The organism is Stenotrophomonas rhizophila (assembly GCF_003751305.1).
In the GTDB taxonomy this organism is placed as follows: Bacteria; Pseudomonadota; Gammaproteobacteria; order Xanthomonadales; family Xanthomonadaceae; genus Stenotrophomonas; species Stenotrophomonas rhizophila_B.
The window spans coordinates 56,191-72,411 of the sequence record NZ_RJKV01000001.1 but is presented as its reverse complement, the minus strand read 5'-3'; the positions used below and the strand labels follow the sequence as shown (position 1 = coordinate 72,411).

Sequence of the window (16,221 nt, the reverse complement as noted above, 5' to 3'; positions counted from 1 at the left end):
CTGATCATGAACAAGCCCGTCGTACGGATCTCCGCCCTTTCGTTGTCGCTGATGCTGCTTGCCGGCTGCGCCACGACCAGTTTCACCAGTGCGCCGGATTCGCCGGCCCAGAGCCAGGCTCTGGCGCTGATCGAGCAGGGCAAGCCGCGCGATGCGGCCCTCCAGCTGGAAGCGCTGGCCAACACCCTGCGCGGCGGTGCCCGCAGCGCAGCGCTGGCCGATGCCGCCTTTGCCTGGCATGAAGCCGGCGATGCGACCCGCGCCCGCACGCTGCTGGCCCAGGTCACCGCGCGCCAGCTCAGCGGCGCCAGCCTGCAGCGCTACCAGCTGACCACGGCCGAACTCGCGCTGGCCGACAAGCAGCCGGCGCAGGCGCTGGCTGCGCTGAAAGACTCGGGTGACGCGGTCACCCCCTCGCTGCGCACCCGCTGGCACCTGGCCCGCGCCAACGCATTGCAGGCCACCGGCGACAACCTCGGTGCCGCGCTCGAACGCGCCCGTGCGCACGCCGCGCTGACCGGCAAGGCGCGCAGCGACAACCAGCAGGCCATCGCCGGCCTGCTCGGCACGCTGGACGATGCCACCCTGCGCGCCCGCGCGGCGGCGTTGCCGGCCAATGAGCCGCTGTACAACTTCGCCGGCCGTGCGCTGATCGCCCGCGGCCTACCGCTGCCGCGTCCATTCGATCGCGAAGGCGCCTCGCAGTTCGATACCAGCAAGCGCCCGCCGGCGATGAGCGATGGCTACCGCCCGCCCGTGAAAATGGCCGTGCTGCTGCCGCTCAGTGGCCGTCTGGCCACCGCCGCGCAGCCGGTCCGCGATGGCCTGCTCAGCGGTTACTACGGTGAAACCCGCCGCCGGCCGGACATCCAGTTCATCGATACCGCCGGCACCGCGGCCGGTGCCGTGGCCGCCTACGACAAGGCGGTGACCGCCGGTGCCGATTTCATCGTCGGTCCGCTCGGCCGCGATGAAGTAGACGCCGTGTTCGGCCGCCGCGAACTTCCGGTGCCGATGCTGGCCCTGAACCGCGGCAAGGACACCCCGCCGGCCGGCAGCGCCGGTTTCTCGCTGGCTCCGGAAGACGACGGCATCATCGCCGCCGAGTACCTGCGCGGCCGCGAGCGCAGCAAGGTGCTGGTGATCCACAGCAACGACGACAACGGTCGCCGCGCTGCCGCCGCCTTCCGCGAGCGCTTCGCGCAGCGCGGTGGCCAGGTGCTGGCGACGATCGGGGTGAGCGACACGGTAGGCGACATTGGCGCGCAGGTGCGTGCGGCCGGCGCCATCGACGGTGTGCTGCTGGCAGTGAAGGCGCCGCAGGCGCGTGCACTGACCCCGCAGCTGGCGCTGGCCGGTGCCGGTGGCGCCAGCCGCGTCGGCACCTCGCAGCTGACCGTCGGTACCGGCAAGCCGGAAGAAGACATGGCGCTGGACGGCATCGTCTATCCGAACGAAGCCTGGAACGTGCGCGGCGTGCCCGGCCTGCCGGCCGCCTCCACCGCCGGGCAGATCCTGCCCTCGGCGCGTGGCGCCTCCGGTCGCCTGTTCGCGTTCGGTTTCGATGCGTGGAAGATCAGCGCCTACCTGGACAAGGTCGCGACCGAAGGCGGCCTGGCCGGCGCCACCGGCACACTGTTCCTGGACAGCAACGGCAACGTACTGCGGGTGCCGGCATGGTCGACCTTCAGCGGCGGGCGGCCGATGCCGATCGCCAGCAGCAACTGAGCCACGTGCCCACCGGGCGCGCGGTACGCGGTGCGGCGGTGGAAGCGGCCGCGCAGCACCATCTCCGTGAAGCCGGGCTGCGCCCGGTCACCACCAATGCGCGTTATCGCCGCGGTGAGATCGACCTGATCATGCGCGACGGTGATGTCGTCGTGTTCGTGGAAGTCCGCTACCGCGCGGACGCCCGCTTCGGCGGCGGCGCGGCCTCGGTGGACCGGCGCAAGCGACGCAAGCTGGTGATCGCCGCGCAGCTGTTCCTGCAGTCGCATCCCTGGCTGGCCGAGCAGCCGTGCCGCTTCGATGTCGTCGAAGCCGCCGGCGAGCCCCCGCAGCTGAACTGGCTGCGCGACGCGTTCCGGCTCGAAGACTGCTGATGCCCTCCATCTTCACCCACGCGGCCATTCCGCTGGCGTTGTGGTGCGCCGCGGATCGCGGCCGCATCTCCACGCCATTGCTGGCCGCCGGTGTGGTCGCGGCCATGCTGCCGGATGCGGACGTGCTCGCCTTCGCGTTGCACATTCCCTACGCCGACAGCTTCGGCCATCGGGGCGCCAGCCATTCGATGGTGTTCGCCGCGCTGATGGCCGTGCTCGCCGCGCTGCTGCACCGGCGCCTGCGCGCCACGGCGGTGCAGGCGGCTGCGTTCGTCGGCCTGTGCGCGCTGTCGCACCCGCTGCTGGATGCACTGACCTCCGGCGGGCTTGGCGTCGCGCTGTGGTGGCCGTGGAGTGGCGAACGCTTCTTCGCCCCGTGGCGCCCGATCCGCGTCTCGCCCTTCGCGCCGCAGTTCTTCAGCGCGCGCGGGATGGCGACCGTCCTTTCCGAACTGCGTTGGGTGTGGCTGCCACTGGCGCTGGCTGTGGTCGGCTGGCGAGCGATCCAACGTGCCCCTGTTGATTCCCGGACCTGATGATGACCCCTGCCCTGCCCACGGCGTTCGTTGCCACCCTGCATGCCCTGCTCGGTGAGGACGGCTGGCGCACCGATGACCGCGCGCTCGAGGCACATGCGCAGGACAACTCGTGGCGGCACACGCTGCCGGCCGGTGTCGCCTTCCCGCGCGATCGCGAGCAGGTGGTCGCCCTGGTCCGCGCCTGCCGCGAACACCGCATCGCGTTGGTCGCGCGTGGCGCAGGCACCGGCACCACCGGCGCTGCCGTGCCGATCGAAGGCAGCATCGTGCTCTCGTTCGCGCGGATGAACCGCATCCTCGCCATCCAGCCCGGCGACCGCTGCGCGGTGGTCGAACCCGGCGTGCTCAACGGCGACCTGCAGCAGGCGCTGATGCCGCACGGCCTGTTCTGGCCGCCGGACCCCTCCAGTGCGGAGATATGCAGCATCGGCGGCAACCTGGCCTGCAATGCCGGCGGCCCGCGCGCGGTGAAGTACGGCACCAGCCGCGACAACGTGCTTGGCCTGGTGGCGGTCACCGGCGCCGGTGAACTGATCACCTGCGGCGGCCCGTACACCAAGGACGCCACCGGCTACGACCTGACCCATCTGCTGGTGGGCAGCGAAGGCACGCTGGCGCTGATCGTGGAAGCGACCTTGAAGCTGACCCCGCTGCCGGTGACGCAGGCGGGGCTGCGCGTGCTGTACCGCGATGCGGATGCCGCCGCGCAGGCGGTGTCGCGGCTGATGGCGCAACCGGTGGTGCCCACGCGCCTGGAATTCATGGATGCGCGCAGCCTGGCGCTGCTGCGTCGCAATGGTGCTGACGTACCCGAGGCCGGCGCGATGCTGCTGGTGGAGGCTGACGGCGACCACGATACCCTGCCCTACCTGCTGCAGGCCCTGTCGGCGGCCGCCGAAGGCGACGGTCTGATCGCACTGGATGTGGCGATGGAAGGCAGCGCGCGCGAAACCCTGTGGGCCGCGCGCAAGGCGCTGTCACCGGCGCTGCGCAGCATCGCACCGGGCAAGATCAACGAAGACGTGGTGGTGCCGGTCTCCCGCATTCCCGCGCTGGTCGCCGGGGTGCAGGCACTATCGGTGGAGTTCGATCTGCCGATCGTCACTTTCGGCCATGCCGGCAACGGCAACCTGCACGTCAACATCCTCTACCACCCGGACGATGCCGGCGAGAACGCACGCGCGCATGCGGCGCTGCCGCGCGTGTTCGCGCTGACTCTGGCGCTGGGCGGCACACTGTCCGGCGAACACGGCATCGGCCTGGCCAAGCGCGATTTCATGGCACAGGCGTTCACCCCGGCCACGCTGGCGGCGATGCGCGCGATCAAGGCCGCGCTGGATCCGGACGGGATTCTCAACCCGGGCAAGGTACTGCCGCCGGGGTGATGGGCGTCAGCGACGTTCGGAGAAGTGCTCGTAGCCACCGTCGGCGGCGTCGGCATCGGCGCAGTGCACGCCCTGTCCTTCCACGATCCGGCCGATCCGGGTCAGCGGCAAACCCAGTGACGCCGACAAGGCATGGATCGCCTCGCGCTGCGACGGCGCGACGGTGAAGCACAGCTCGTAGTCATCGCCACCACGCAGCGCGCAGTCGCGGGCACCCTCGCGCCCGAGCTGCTCGCGCAGCGCCGACGAGATCGGCAATGCATCGGCCTCCACTTCCGCGCGCACACCGCTGCGTGCCGCGATGTGGCCCAGATCGGACAGCAGGCCATCGGAGATATCCACGGCCGCATGCGCGTAGGCACGCAGGCGCAGGCCGAGCGTGACCCGCGGGATCGGACGCAGCAGGCGCTCGCGCAGCGTTTCGTCATCGCTGAGCAGCGTGGCCACCGCCACTTTCAGGCGGTTCTGCTGCCACAGGCGCAGTGCACCGGCGGCATCGCCCAGGGTGCCACTGACCCAGATGTCATCCCCTACCTGGGCACGATCGCGACGCAGCGCCTGGCCGGGCGCCACCTGCCCCATCGCGGTGACCGACAGTGACAGCGGCCCGCGCGTGGTGTCGCCGCCCACCAGCACGATGTCGTGTTCGTCGGCCAGGGCGAAGAAGCCATCGGCGAAGGCTTCGATCCAGTCCGGGTCGGCCGTGGGCAGCGACAGCGCCAAGGTGCACCATGCCGGTCGGGCGCCCATGGCCGCGAGATCGGAGAGGTTGACCGCGAGGGTTTTCCAGCCGATGTCGTAGGCCGGGGTTTCGGGCGGGAAATGCACGCCGCTGTTGAGCGTATCGGCGGTGATCACCAGCTGTTCGCCCGCACGCGGCTGCAGCAGCGCGGCGTCATCGCCGATGCCGAGCACGACGTCGGCGCGCGCGGTGGTGCGCGCACGGATGCGGTCGATCAGAGCGAATTCGGCAAGGGACACGGGACGGATCAGTGACCCGATTCGACCTTGCGCCACTCCACGGCGGCCCGGTCAAGCACACCATTGACGTAGGTGTGGCCATGCTCGGAGCCAAAGCGCTTGGCCGATTCGATCGCTTCGTTGATCACGACGCGGTACGGCACGTCCAGGCGGAAGCGCATTTCATAGGCGGCCACGCGCAGCGCGGCGCGTTCGATCGCGTCCACTTCCTCGATACCACGATCCAGGTACGGGTCCAGCGCCGCATCCAGATCCTTGCGGTTGTCGAGCACGCCATGCACCAGCGCTTCGAAGTAGGCCAGATCGGCGATTTCGCGGGCCTGTTCGTGGGCGAACTGGGCGATCACGCTCTGCGCGTTGCCACCGGAGATCTGCCACGCATAGATCGCCTGCAGGGCACGACGACGCGCGCGCGAACGCAGCACGGGGTCGACGCCATCACGGCGGACGGGCTTACCGGAGGGCTTGCCCTGGTTTGACTTGTTCATGGCAGCTGCTCCAGAAGATTGACCATTTCCAACGCCGTCAGTGCGGCTTCCTCACCCTTGTTGCCGTGGCTGCCACCCGCGCGGGCTTCGGCATCCTCGACACGTTCCACCGCCAGCACGCCATTGAGCACCGGCACGCCGAAGTCCAGCTGCACGCGCATCAGGCCTTCGGCGCAGCGGTCGGCCACATGTTCGTAATGCCGGGTATCGCCGCGGATCACGCAGCCCAGGGTGATGATCGCGGCGTGCTGATGGGCGGCCGCCAGACGCGCGGCGACCAGCGGCAGTTCCCATGCGCCGGGCACGCGGATCACGTCGATGGCGGACTCGTCGATCCCGTTGCCGGCCAGGCTCTGCCGCGCACCGGCCACCAGCACGTCGGTGATGCGGGCATTCCAGCGGCTGGCGAGGATGGCGAAACGGGCCTTTTCCGGAGTACGGAGGTCGCCTTCGTAATGGCTCATGTTCGGCGTGGGGTCCATTTAATAGGTGAATATTCTAGCGCATGGCCGCGTGTAGCCGGGTCGCCGCGCGTTGGGGGACGGGTCCGGTGCAAAAGCCCCCTGGGTCAGGGGGCTACCGAGAAGCTGCGCGACGTCAGCGCGCGTGCGAGGACGTGTTCTCCACCGTCTCAACCACTTCCAGGCCATACCCGGCCAGGCCGATCTGGCGGCGGGGGGTGCCCAGTACGCGCAGCTTGCCCAGGCCAAGGTCCGACAGAATCTGCGCCCCGGCCCCGTTGCGGCGCCACTGGCCCACGTCCTTGTCCTTGCCCGGCACGACCGGGGCCGGCTGCTGGCGCAGGCGGGCCAGCAGGCTGTTGGTGTCGCGCGGCGCGGACAGCACCACCATCACCCCGCGCTCGGCGGCGGCGATCGCGCGCAGGGCATCGGTGGAGGCCACGCCGAAATCATCGCGGCGCCAGTGCAGTAGATCGGCCAGCGGGTTTTCCACCTGCACGCGGACCAGGGTCGGCTCGGCGTCCGGGGTGCCGCGGACCAGCGCGAAGTGCAGGTCGTGGGCGATCCGATCACGGTAGGTGACCAGCGTGAAGGGGCCGAACTCGGTCTCGATCTCACGCTCGTCCACACGCTCGACCGTCTTTTCAGTGGCCAGGCGGTAGGCGATCAGGTCGGCGATCGAGCCCATCTTCAGGCCGTGCTCGCGGGCGAACACTTCCAGCTCCGGACGGCGCGCCATGCTGCCGTCCGGATTGAGGATCTCCACCAGCACGCCGGCCGGCTCCAGGCCCGCCAGCATGGCCAGATCGACACCGGCCTCGGTATGCCCGGCGCGGGTCAGCACGCCGCCCGGCTGGGCGATCAGCGGGAAGATGTGGCCCGGCTGGTGCAGGTCGGCCGGCTTGGCGTCCGGCTTCACCGCGGTGCGGATGGTATGCGCACGGTCATAGGCGGAGATACCGGTGGTGACGCCTTCAGCGGCCTCGATGCTGACCGTGAAGTTGGTCTGGAACTGCGCGGTATTGGCCTGCACCATCGGTGCCAGGCCCAGATCGGCGGCGCGTTCGCGGGTCAGCGGCAGGCACACCAGGCCGCGGCCATGGGTGACCATGAAGTTGATGTCCGAGGGCTTGACCAGCTCGGCGGCCATGATCAGGTCGCCTTCGTTCTCACGGTCTTCGTCATCGACGATGACGACCATGCGGCCGAGGCGGATGTCCTCGAGGATCTCGGGAATGGGGGCGAAATTCATGCGCGTGCTCCTGCACCCAACAAACGTTCGACGTAACGGGCGACCAGATCGATTTCAAGATTGACGGCACTGCCCACGGCAGTAGCGGCGAAGGCGGTGTTGGCGACGGTGTGCGGGATGAGGGCGACCTCGAAGCCCTGCTCGTCCACGTCGTTGACGGTCAGGCTGACCCCGTCCACGCAGATCGAGCCTTTCTTGGCGATGTAGCGCAGCAGCGCCGTCGGCGCGGCGAAACGCCAGCGCTGGGCACGGGCGTCGTCGTGTACCGACAGCACCTGGCCGAGGCCATCGACATGGCCGCTGACCAGATGGCCGCCAAGGCGGTCGGTCGGGCGCATCGCGCGTTCAAGATTGATGACGGCGCCGTCGGTCAGTTGACCGAGCGTGGTCAGGCCCAGCGTCTCGGTGGAGGCGTCGGCCTGGAAGCTCGTCGCGTCATAAGCGATGACGGTGAGGCAGACCCCGTTGATGGCGATGCTCTCGCCCAACTGCACGTTCTCGAACGGCAGGGTGCCCACGTCAAAGGTAAAGCGGACATCGCCGCCAAGGGGGTCGCGTGCGGCCAGACGGCCGACGCCTTCGATGATTCCAGTAAACAAGTAACGTTCTCCGCGGAAAGATGAGCGAAAAACGCCGCAAGGCATATAGGCGCACGCCGAGCGCAAGGCCCGGCCGCACCGTCTTCTTTCATCCGGACTATACCGTCGGCTCCGGCATCGGACCGGATCTGCTGACCCTCCCGGTGACCGGGAAGCGCTCGCGGGCTCGTGCTTGCGCACCTACCGCCGGTGGGGAATCGCACCCCGCCCTGAAGACGTTTGTGTACCGGCGAACCGGCCCGGCTAGTGTAACAGCGCACCCTGACTGGGGGCTTTAAGTTAAATAAGTGTTAAGCTCAGCCGCTCAGCACGCTGCCCGTGAACGTTGGGCAGATGCTCCGCTTACTGATCGGGCTGCGGCGTCCGCGCCGCGCCATGATCGAACGGGTCCCGCAAGGGGCCCGTTTTTTATGGGCGCAGCAACAGGCGGAGGTCTTCACCCACCTGGCGCCTGTCCACCACGCGCATCCGGCGCTGCTGGTCCATCGCGTGGATCCCCAGGCCGGACAGCAGCGGCAGTCCGTGCTCGCCGAGCAGCGTGGGCGCCTGGTACAGCAGCAGTTCGTCGACCCAGCCACCGGCCAGCAACGCACCGGCCAAGGTGGCGCCGGCTTCGGTATGCACTTCATTGATGCCGCGCTCGGCCAGCAGGGCCAGCACTGCGCCCAGATCCAGCCGACCGTCATGGCTGGACACACTGGCGAACTCGGCATCGGCGGCATCCGGCGGGCTGACCGCGGCGTCATGCACGTACAAGGTCGGCGCCCCGCCCTCGCGGACCCGCGCACATTCCAGCGAGCGCAGCCGCGCATCGAGCACCACCCGCAACGGCGGCAGCACATCGGTTTCGCCCAGCCGCACGGTCAACATCGGATCGTCAGCCAGCACGGTGGCCGCGCCGGTGAGAATCGCACCCGCCCGTGCACGCCAGTGCTGCACGTCCTCGCGGGCGGCTGCACCGGTGATCCATTTGGAGCTGCCATCGGCCATCGCGGTGCGCCCGTCCAGACTGGCCGCGAGCTTCACCCGCAGCCATGGCCGGCCGCGCTCGATGCGGGAGAGGAAGCCGTGGTTGAGCTCGCGCGCCTGCGCAGCCATCAACCCTTCGGCGACCTCGATGCCGGCGTCGCGCAGCAGTACGAAACCGCCGCCGTCGACCTTCGGGAACGGATCGCGCATCGCCGCGACCACACGGCTCACGCCCGCGTCGATCAGGGCCAATGCACACGGCGGTGTGCGGCCATGGTGCGCGCAGGGTTCCAGGGTGACGTAGGCGGTGGCACCGCGTGCCTGTTCACCGGCCTGGCGCAGCGCGAAGACTTCCGCGTGTGCACCACCGGTACGCTGGTGCCAGCCCTCGCCGACCACCACCTCGTCGCGTGCGATGACGCATCCCACCATCGGATTGGGCCGCGCGGTATAGGCGGCACGCTCGGCCAGGCGCAGCGCATGCGCCATGTGCTGATGGTCGAGAGCAGTGAATTCAGTCATGGCGGTGAGCATCTGGCGGCAGGCAGCCGCGATGGTAGCTCAGCCGTGGTGGCCGCGATGCGGCGCAGGCTCAGCCTTTCTTTTTCTTGGTCAGCGCGATCACATCGCCGAGCAGCTGCAGTTGCTCGGTGCTGGACGGCAGCTCGCGCTCCAGCTTCTCGATTTCCTCGCGGAAATCGGCAACGTCTTCGAAGCTGCGGTACACCGAGGCAAACCGCACGTAGCCGACATGATCGAGCTTGCGCAGCTCGTTCATCACGAACTCGCCGACCTTGATCGACGGAATTTCGCGCTCACCGCAGATCCGCGCCTGCTGCATCACCGCGCGCACCGCCAGTTCGATCTTGTCTTCGGGCACCGGGCGCTTCTGCAGCGCGCGATCGAAGCCGCTACGGACCTTGCGAGCGTCGAAGGCCTCGCGGCTGCCGTCGCTTTTCACGATCGCCGGCAGTTTCAGTTCGATGGTTTCCAGGGTGCTGAAGCGCTCGTTGCAGGCCTCGCACTCGCGGCGACGCCGGATCGTCGCGCCGTCTTCGGAGACGCGCGAGTCGATCACACGGGTGTCGGCATGCTGGCAGAACGGACAGTACATGGAACGCCTTACATCGGGAAAACGTCATGCCGTGGTCACGGCAGCGTCGCAACGGTACCTGAGAGGGACCGGCTACAGCAAATGGACGGGGGGAGAGTCCAGCCCTGTCTAGGCGGCCCTCCGGCGCAACCACAGCAGGTGCGCCGCACAGGAGAACAGCGGGAGGCCCGCCATCACGAGCAGGGCGGCCGCTGGCGCGGGCCCATCGGACAGATGAATGTGGAAGATCGACCGCACCAGTCCCGCCCAGGCAATCCCGGTTGCCACGAGCGCGGCCAGCAGGCCAGCCCACCATATCGGTGACGCCGCCCGAAGTGCGCCCGCGCCGCCTTGCCACCAGCGCCGGGCAAGGATGAGCCAGATCAGGACGATGAGACTTGCCGTGCCGAACCATGCCACTGCCCAGCCTGGCGCCGTGCCCGGCCCACCGTATTGATGGAGCACGTCGCGCAGGCACAGCCCCACCACGACAAACGACGCCAGGGCATGCGGGACTCCAAACACACCCGCGTGCAGCAGCATTCCGCGCCGCTGTGTGCGATGGCCCTCCATCCGGTCAGGTGCTCTGGGTTCGCCGCAACCGCACCAGCATGACCGCCGGCAGCAGCAGTGGCGGCCCCGCCAGCAGCAGGACCAGCGCCGTCGGACTGGCGGCGGCCTGCCAGAACGCCATGCCGACGACCGCCACGGCGGCCAGTGCTCCAAGACCCAAGGCCGCCCACGGCCAGGGTCCGCTGTCACGCAGGCCGGTGCGTCCCGCTCGAAGATAGCGGCTGCTTAACCACAGCCAGCCGAGTACCCCGATCAGGCCCGCACTGCCCCAGCCACCGATCAACAGGCGCGAGGTGCGATCGAGATAGGCCGGTTCGACGAACGCGACCCAGACCCCGATGGCGGCGAAGGCGCCGCCGCCGGCCATCCCTACGATGCCGCAGATCAGGGCCAGCACGGCGTAGGTACGCCGTTGCCGGCCCTCGTCCATATCAGCCGTAGACCGGGTACTTGCGGCACTGCGCGCTGACCGCGTCGCGGACGCGGGCGATCACGGCCTCATCCGCCGGAGCGTCGAGCACATCGGCGATCCAGTTGGCCAGGTCCACGCAGTCCTGTTCGAGGTAACCGCGCGTGGTCACCGCCGGGGTCCCCAGGCGCAGGCCCGAGGTCACGAACGGCGAACGCGGGTCGTTCGGCACCGAGTTCTTGTTGACGGTGATGTGGGCCAGGCCGAGCGCGGCTTCGGCGTCCTTGCCCGAGACCTCCTTGCCGATCATGTCGACCAGCATCAGGTGGTTCTGGGTACCGCCTGAGACGATCTTGTAGCCGCGCGCGATCAGCGTGTTGGCCATCGCCTGGGCATTCTTGACCACCTGCTGCTGGTAGGCTTTGAAGCCCGGCTCCAGTGCTTCCTTGAAGGCCACGGCCTTGCCGGCGATGACGTGCATCAGCGGACCGCCCTGGATGCCCGGGAACACGATGGACTGCAGCTTCTTCTGCAGTTCTTCGCTGGCCCCCTTGGCGATGATGATGCCGCCGCGCGGGCCGCGCAGGGTCTTGTGGGTGGTGGAGGTGACCACGTGGGCGTGCGGCAGCGGGCTCGGGTAGACGCCGGCGGCGACCAGGCCGGCCACATGGGCCATGTCCACGAACAGGTAGGCACCGACCTTGTCGGCGATCGCGCGGAAGCGCGCCCAGTCGATGACCTGCGAGTAGGCCGAGAAGCCAGCGACGACCATCTTCGGCTTGTGCTCCAGCGCCAGACGCTCGACCTCGTCATAGTCGATCAGGCCAGCTTCGTCCACGCCGTACTGGATGGCGTTGAACAGCTTGCCCGAGGCGTTGACCTTGGCACCGTGGGTGAGGTGACCACCATGGGCCAGGCTCATGCCGAGAATGGTGTCGCCCGGCTGCAGCAGCGCGAAGTAGACGGCCTGGTTGGCCTGCGAGCCGCTATGCGGCTGCACGTTGGCGTAGTCGGCGTCGAACAGCTGCTTGAGGCGGTCGATGGCCAGCTGCTCGGCGATGTCCACGTATTCGCAGCCACCGTAGTAACGCTTGCCCGGGTAGCCCTCGGCGTACTTGTTGGTCAGCTGGCTGCCCTGGGCTTCCATCACCGCCGGGCTGGTGTAGTTCTCGCTGGCAATCAGCTCGACATGGTCTTCCTGGCGCTGGGTTTCAGCGGCAATGGCCTTGGCCAGTTCGGGATCGTAGGTTTCGATGCGGACGTCACGCGGGAACATCGCTTACTCCAGGACAGGGGATGAGGGAACGGCAGCCCTTCATTGTAAGGCCGAGATCGGCGGCTGGCCCCTGCCGAAGGCGGGGTCGATCCATTCTTCAATGACGACCAACAAGCTGAACTGCGACAGCGTTCCTTGAATTGTTCATTTTTTGTGATTTCAGACCCTAAAGGCGTTCAACCAGCGGCCGTTATTCCCAATTCAGGGAATCGTCTCATTCAAACAGGGGTTGGCTGTGAATCATGTGTATCGCGTGGTCTTCAATCACGCGCTGAAGTGCGTGCAGGTTGTTTCAGAAATCGCCCGCGGCGGCCGCGCGGCCTCGTCCACCGCCGCGCGTCGCGCGCCGCAGCTGGCCGCGCTGTCCACCGCCATCGCACTGGGCTGCATCGCGCCTGTCGCGTTCGCGGCAGAGCCTGGCTGGAATGAATGGCGCGGGACGATCGACAGTGACTGGGCAACCCCCGGCAACTGGCAGCTGGGCGAACCCAGTGCCGCCGACCCGCAGGCCCGCGCGACGTACATCGACGGCAACCGCACCGCCATCGTGGGCACCACGGGCGAAGCCACCAATCACATCCACGTGGGTGACACCGGCATCGGCACGCTGGTGATCCAGGGCGGCGGTCAGCTGACCTCGGCCACCATCTTCATGGGCACCGGCGAAGTCCTCGGCACCCGCGGCACGGCCGACGGCCGCGCCACCATCAGCGGTGCCGGTTCGACCTGGACCTCGCTGGGGACCATTGGCGTCGGGCATTGGGGCAAGGGCCTGGTCGACGTCGACAACGGCGGCACGCTGGCGATCGGCAGCGACGCCTACATCGCCTCCGGGCTCGGGGCAGTGGGCGTGGTCAACGTTTCCGGCGCAACCTCCTCCTTCACGACCGGCGCCACCCTGCTGCTGGGTGCGGGCGGCAACGGCACCGTGAACGTGACCGATGGGGCGAAGGTGACTGCACAGTTCTCCCGGGTCGGCGTCAACGCGGGCAGCGTGGGCCTGATGGTCGTGAGCGACGGTGCCAGCTGGACCACCACCCGCGACCTCCGCATTGGCGACGGCGGCACCGGCACGGCCCGTCTGTCCGGCGGCGCCACCGCCACGGCGGGCAGCGGCCTTTACGTCGGCTCGGCCGCCACCGGCGTGGGTACGCTGGAAATCAGCGACACCGGCTCCCGCCTGGATGCAGGGGTCGCGCAGATGGTGTTCGGCGACCTGGGCAGGGCCACGGTCACCGTGTTCGACGGCGGACGCTTGAGCGGCGGCGAAGCGTGGCTGGGCAACCGTGTCGGCGGCAACGGCGCGGTCGAGGTCACCGGCACCAACAGCCAGTGGCAGAGCACGATCCTCAAAGTGGGCACCAACGGTACCGGCAGCTTCCTGGTCGACGACGGTGCCAACGCCCTGGTCACCGGCTCGATCGACCTGGCCATGACCAGCACCAGCCGCGGCACGATCACGGTCGGCCAGAACGCCACCCTCGCGGTGGGCGACAGCGGCAGCAGTCAGGTCGCCATCACCGCTGGCACCGGCCAGGGCCTGTTCGAACTGGCGGGCGGCACCCTGCGTGCCAACACCTGGCTCAACCTGGACAGTGCCGTGCTGGTCTCGGCGGACTCCACCGTGGAGGTGACCAGCAACCTGATGGCCTCCCGCGCCTTCAGCGGCAGCGGCGCCCTGCGCAAGACCGGCGCCGGCACGCTGATGCTCGGTGCCGACAGCACCTGGAGCGGCGGCCTGTACGTCGAGCAGGGCACTCTCTCGGTAGGCACCAGCAAGGCGTTGGGCACCGGCACGCTGCGCATGGCCGACGGCACCTCGCTGGGCCTGGGCAGCCCGATCACGCTGGACAACATCATCGCGCTCAACGGCGAGGTCGGCGTCTGGGTCGCCCCTGGCAACAGCGTGACCTTGGCCGGCGGCGTGCGTGATGCCAGCGGCAACAGCCTGCTGGTGAAGAACGACAGCGGCACGCTGGTCCTGGGCGGCAGCGCCTACACCGGCGACACCCGCATCGAAGGCGGCACGCTGCTTGCCACCGGCAATGCACTGCCGACCGGCAACATCGAGATCGGGAACGCCGGCACCTTCGCCATCGACACCACCCGCGTGCTGCAGTACGCCGGCCAGTTCAGCGGCAGCGGCACCCTCCGCCAGGGGCGCCATTTCCTGACCCTGACCGGCGACAGCAGCGCCTTCACCGGCACCACCGTCGTCAACGGCGGCATGCTGGAGGTAACCGGTGCGCTGGGCGGCGACATCCAGATGACCAGCAACGCCCTGCTGGCCGGCACCGGCAGCGTGGGCAGCGCGCACCTGCTCAGCGGCAGCGTGCTGTCGCCTGGCAGCCGCCAGCTTGGCAGCGTCGGGCGTTTGTCGATGAGCGGCGACCTGGTGTTCGACCCGAGCGCGACCTACCAGGTGGACGTTGCCGCCGATGGCCGCAGTGACCTCGTCTCGGTGGCCGGACAGGCCACTCTGGGTACTGCGGGTACCGTTGCCGTTGCGGCAGCCGGCAACTGGGCGGTCTCCACCCGCTACACCGTGCTGACGGCAGGTGATGGTGTGGCGGGCACGTTCGCCGGGGTGAGCAGCAACTTCGCGTTCCTCGATCCGACCTTGAGCTATGACGCCAACAACGTCTATCTGACCATGGCGCGCAATGACGTCTCCATGCCGGAGGTCGAACTGGCCTTCCCGGACGTGGTCGTCAATGCCAATCAGAAGGCCGTGGCCGGCGCGGTGGAAGCGTTGGGCGCGGGCAATGCGGTGTATGACGCCGTCGTCCGCCTGGAAGTGCCACAGGTAGTGCCGGCCTTCGACAGTCTGGGCGGTGAGATCCACGCCGCCGCGCGCACCGCGCTGCTGCAGGATCGCTTCCTGCGCGATGGCATCCACCAGCGCCTGGACGGCGCGGCGATGAGTGGCGTCCTCGCCGGCAACACCGGCGTGTGGGTGGCCGGCAGCGGCAACTCGCTGCGCCTGGACGCCGATGGCGTGGGCGCGCGTTCGCGCGTGCAGCAGCAGGGCCTGATGGCGGGTGCCGACTGGCGCATCAGCGAGCGCGTGCTGCTGGGCGTGGCGGTGGGCGAGCAGACCTTGACCAATCGACTGGACGACCGCCAGGCCAAGGCCGACGCGGACGCCACCGAATACGGCGTGTACGGCCAGTTCCAGGGCGAACACTTCGGGTTGCGCGGTGGCGTCAGCCGCACCGACTACCGCATCGACACCACCCGCGCGGTGACCGTCGGCAGCACCTTGTCGCAGTCGTTGGCGGCACGGTCGGATGCCACCGCCACCCGCGTGTTCGCGCGCGCGGGCTGGGACTTCACGGCCCGCACCCTGACGCTGACCCCGGAGATCGAACTGGCACACGTGCGTCTGCGCAGTGAGCGGATCGCCGAAACCGGCGGCAGCAGTGCGCTGCAGGTGCAGGCCAACCGCGATGAACTGAGCACCGGCGTGGCAGCGCTGCGCGCGGTGTGGGACATCAGCGGCGGGCAGCGTGACCGTGCGGCGCTCACTGCACGGGTCGGCTGGCAGTATGCCGATGGTGACCTGGGGGCAGCGACGCGTGCGCGCTTCGAGAACGGTGATACGACCTTTGCGATGCAGTCCGTGCCGCTGGCGCGCAGCATGGGTCTTGCCGAGCTGGGCGTGGCGGTCAGCCCGACGACGGCAAGCCGCCTGTCGCTGCAGGCGCAGACCAGCGCCGGCGACGGCCAGCGCGGTGTGGGGGTGCAGCTGAACTGGTCCGTCCAGTTCTGATGCAGGTCAACGGTTGACCTACAGGGCGCGCCTTCGGGCGCGCCCTTTTTCATGGGCGCGCAGTATCCGGTGCGCGTGTCGGCGGGTGTGGATCGCGATGATAGGACTGCCACGCTTTTGACGGTCAAGAAGGATCAGGCCCCGTGGACGATTCGCGTCCAGGCCCCCGAACCGTCAAGGAAGTGCTCCGATGTCCCGTTCCGGCCGTCACCCCGATCGTCTCCTGCCAGGCACGCGCCGGCGGCCATATACCAGCCTTCTCGCTCTGGCCCTCAGCACCTGCCTCGGCCCGCAGGCTTGGGCTCAGTCAGCAGAAACCGGC

Annotated in this window: 15 protein-coding genes and 1 riboswitch; of the genes, 5 read left to right on the top strand and 10 right to left on the bottom strand. The window is 68.8% G+C overall.

All coding sequences use genetic code 11. The features are described from left to right. Window positions 1-6 precede the first annotated feature (6 nt). Genes EDF74_RS00245 through EDF74_RS00230 form a run of 4 tightly spaced genes read left to right on the top strand, consistent with a single transcriptional unit; the run spans window position 7 to window position 4,026 of the window. Complete coding sequence (locus tag EDF74_RS00245) at window positions 7-1,728, top strand: penicillin-binding protein activator (protein ID WP_123729666.1); 1,722 nt, start codon at window positions 7-9, stop codon at window positions 1,726-1,728. Further along, the gene (locus tag EDF74_RS00240) at window positions 1,677-2,102 is read left to right on the top strand and encodes a YraN family protein (protein WP_260232160.1); all 426 of its coding nucleotides are present in this window, start codon (window positions 1,677-1,679) and stop codon (window positions 2,100-2,102) included. Before EDF74_RS00245 ends, EDF74_RS00240 begins: the two co-directional genes overlap by 52 nt. Then, the gene (locus EDF74_RS00235) at window positions 2,102-2,638 is read left to right on the top strand and encodes a metal-dependent hydrolase (protein ID WP_123728337.1); all 537 of its coding nucleotides are present in this window, start codon (window positions 2,102-2,104) and stop codon (window positions 2,636-2,638) included. The genes EDF74_RS00240 and EDF74_RS00235 overlap by 1 nt, the downstream gene beginning before the upstream one ends. Window positions 2,639-2,640: 2 nt before the next feature. Further along, entirely contained in the window at window positions 2,641-4,026 is a 1,386-nt protein-coding gene (locus EDF74_RS00230) for an FAD-binding oxidoreductase (protein WP_123728336.1), read from the top strand. A gap of 6 nt (window positions 4,027-4,032) precedes the next feature. Here EDF74_RS00230 and thiL read toward each other — a convergent pair whose 3' ends face one another. From thiL to glyA, 10 genes are all read right to left on the bottom strand, one after another. Then, complete coding sequence (thiL, locus tag EDF74_RS00225; RefSeq protein WP_123728335.1) at window positions 4,033-5,007, bottom strand: thiamine-phosphate kinase; 975 nt, start codon at window positions 5,005-5,007, stop codon at window positions 4,033-4,035. Window positions 5,008-5,015: 8 nt separating this feature from the next. Then, a complete protein-coding gene (nusB, locus tag EDF74_RS00220; protein ID WP_123728334.1) occupies window positions 5,016-5,495 on the bottom strand; it encodes a transcription antitermination factor NusB in 480 nt (159 codons plus the stop codon). Then, window positions 5,492-5,959 (bottom strand): 6,7-dimethyl-8-ribityllumazine synthase, encoded by a 468-nt coding sequence (gene ribH, locus EDF74_RS00215; protein ID WP_019182514.1) that lies wholly within the window; start codon window positions 5,957-5,959, stop codon window positions 5,492-5,494. Before ribH ends, nusB begins: the two co-directional genes overlap by 4 nt. Before the next feature lie 133 nt (window positions 5,960-6,092). Next, entirely contained in the window at window positions 6,093-7,208 is a 1,116-nt protein-coding gene (ribB, locus tag EDF74_RS00210; protein WP_123728333.1) for a 3,4-dihydroxy-2-butanone-4-phosphate synthase, read from the bottom strand. Beyond that, window positions 7,205-7,807: a riboflavin synthase gene (locus EDF74_RS00205; protein ID WP_123728332.1), complete on the bottom strand. Its 603-nt coding sequence runs from the start codon at window positions 7,805-7,807 to the stop codon at window positions 7,205-7,207. The genes ribB and EDF74_RS00205 overlap by 4 nt, the downstream gene beginning before the upstream one ends. A 76-nt stretch (window positions 7,808-7,883) precedes the next feature. Next, window positions 7,884-8,028, bottom strand: a riboswitch (FMN riboswitch). Between the two features lie 187 nt (window positions 8,029-8,215). Continuing rightward, a complete protein-coding gene (gene ribD / locus EDF74_RS00200; RefSeq protein ID WP_123729664.1) occupies window positions 8,216-9,298 on the bottom strand; it encodes a bifunctional diaminohydroxyphosphoribosylaminopyrimidine deaminase/5-amino-6-(5-phosphoribosylamino)uracil reductase RibD in 1,083 nt (360 codons plus the stop codon). Window positions 9,299-9,368: 70 nt separating this feature from the next. After that, the gene (gene nrdR, locus EDF74_RS00195; RefSeq protein ID WP_019182518.1) at window positions 9,369-9,890 is read right to left on the bottom strand and encodes a transcriptional regulator NrdR; all 522 of its coding nucleotides are present in this window, start codon (window positions 9,888-9,890) and stop codon (window positions 9,369-9,371) included. Window positions 9,891-9,998: 108 nt separating this feature from the next. Then, window positions 9,999-10,412: a hypothetical protein gene (locus tag EDF74_RS00190; protein WP_123728331.1), complete on the bottom strand. Its 414-nt coding sequence runs from the start codon at window positions 10,410-10,412 to the stop codon at window positions 9,999-10,001. A 34-nt stretch (window positions 10,413-10,446) separates the two neighbouring features. Beyond that, window positions 10,447-10,872: a hypothetical protein gene (locus EDF74_RS00185; RefSeq protein ID WP_123728330.1), complete on the bottom strand. Its 426-nt coding sequence runs from the start codon at window positions 10,870-10,872 to the stop codon at window positions 10,447-10,449. A 1-nt stretch (window position 10,873) separates the two neighbouring features. Further along, entirely contained in the window at window positions 10,874-12,127 is a 1,254-nt protein-coding gene (gene glyA / locus EDF74_RS00180) for a serine hydroxymethyltransferase (protein WP_123728329.1), read from the bottom strand. A gap of 235 nt (window positions 12,128-12,362) precedes the next feature. Here glyA and EDF74_RS00175 point away from each other — a divergent pair, with 235 nt between their 5' ends. Beyond that, window positions 12,363-15,899 (top strand): autotransporter domain-containing protein, encoded by a 3,537-nt coding sequence (locus EDF74_RS00175; RefSeq protein ID WP_148045891.1) that lies wholly within the window; start codon window positions 12,363-12,365, stop codon window positions 15,897-15,899. Window positions 15,900-16,221: the final 322 nt, after the last annotated feature.

Bases quoted from the DNA above. Each gene is read 5' to 3' on its own strand.
- EDF74_RS00245 (WP_123729666.1), top strand. From the start codon at position 7: ATGAACAAGCCCGTCGTACGGATCTCCGCCCTTTCGTTGTCGCTGATG.
- EDF74_RS00240 (WP_260232160.1), top strand. From the start codon at position 1,677: ATGGTCGACCTTCAGCGGCGGGCGGCCGATGCCGATCGCCAGCAGCAA.
- EDF74_RS00235 (WP_123728337.1), top strand. From the start codon at position 2,102: ATGCCCTCCATCTTCACCCACGCGGCCATTCCGCTGGCGTTGTGGTGC.
- EDF74_RS00230 (WP_123728336.1), top strand. From the start codon at position 2,641: ATGACCCCTGCCCTGCCCACGGCGTTCGTTGCCACCCTGCATGCCCTG.
- nusB (WP_123728334.1), bottom strand. From the start codon at position 5,495: ATGAACAAGTCAAACCAGGGCAAGCCCTCCGGTAAGCCCGTCCGCCGT.
- ribH (WP_019182514.1), bottom strand. From the start codon at position 5,959: ATGAGCCATTACGAAGGCGACCTCCGTACTCCGGAAAAGGCCCGTTTC.
- ribB (WP_123728333.1), bottom strand. From the start codon at position 7,208: ATGAATTTCGCCCCCATTCCCGAGATCCTCGAGGACATCCGCCTCGGC.
- ribD (WP_123729664.1), bottom strand. From the start codon at position 9,298: ATGACTGAATTCACTGCTCTCGACCATCAGCACATGGCGCATGCGCTG.
- nrdR (WP_019182518.1), bottom strand. From the start codon at position 9,890: ATGTACTGTCCGTTCTGCCAGCATGCCGACACCCGTGTGATCGACTCG.
- EDF74_RS00190 (WP_123728331.1), bottom strand. From the start codon at position 10,412: ATGCTGCTGCACGCGGGTGTGTTTGGAGTCCCGCATGCCCTGGCGTCG.
- EDF74_RS00185 (WP_123728330.1), bottom strand. From the start codon at position 10,872: ATGGACGAGGGCCGGCAACGGCGTACCTACGCCGTGCTGGCCCTGATC.
- glyA (WP_123728329.1), bottom strand. From the start codon at position 12,127: ATGTTCCCGCGTGACGTCCGCATCGAAACCTACGATCCCGAACTGGCC.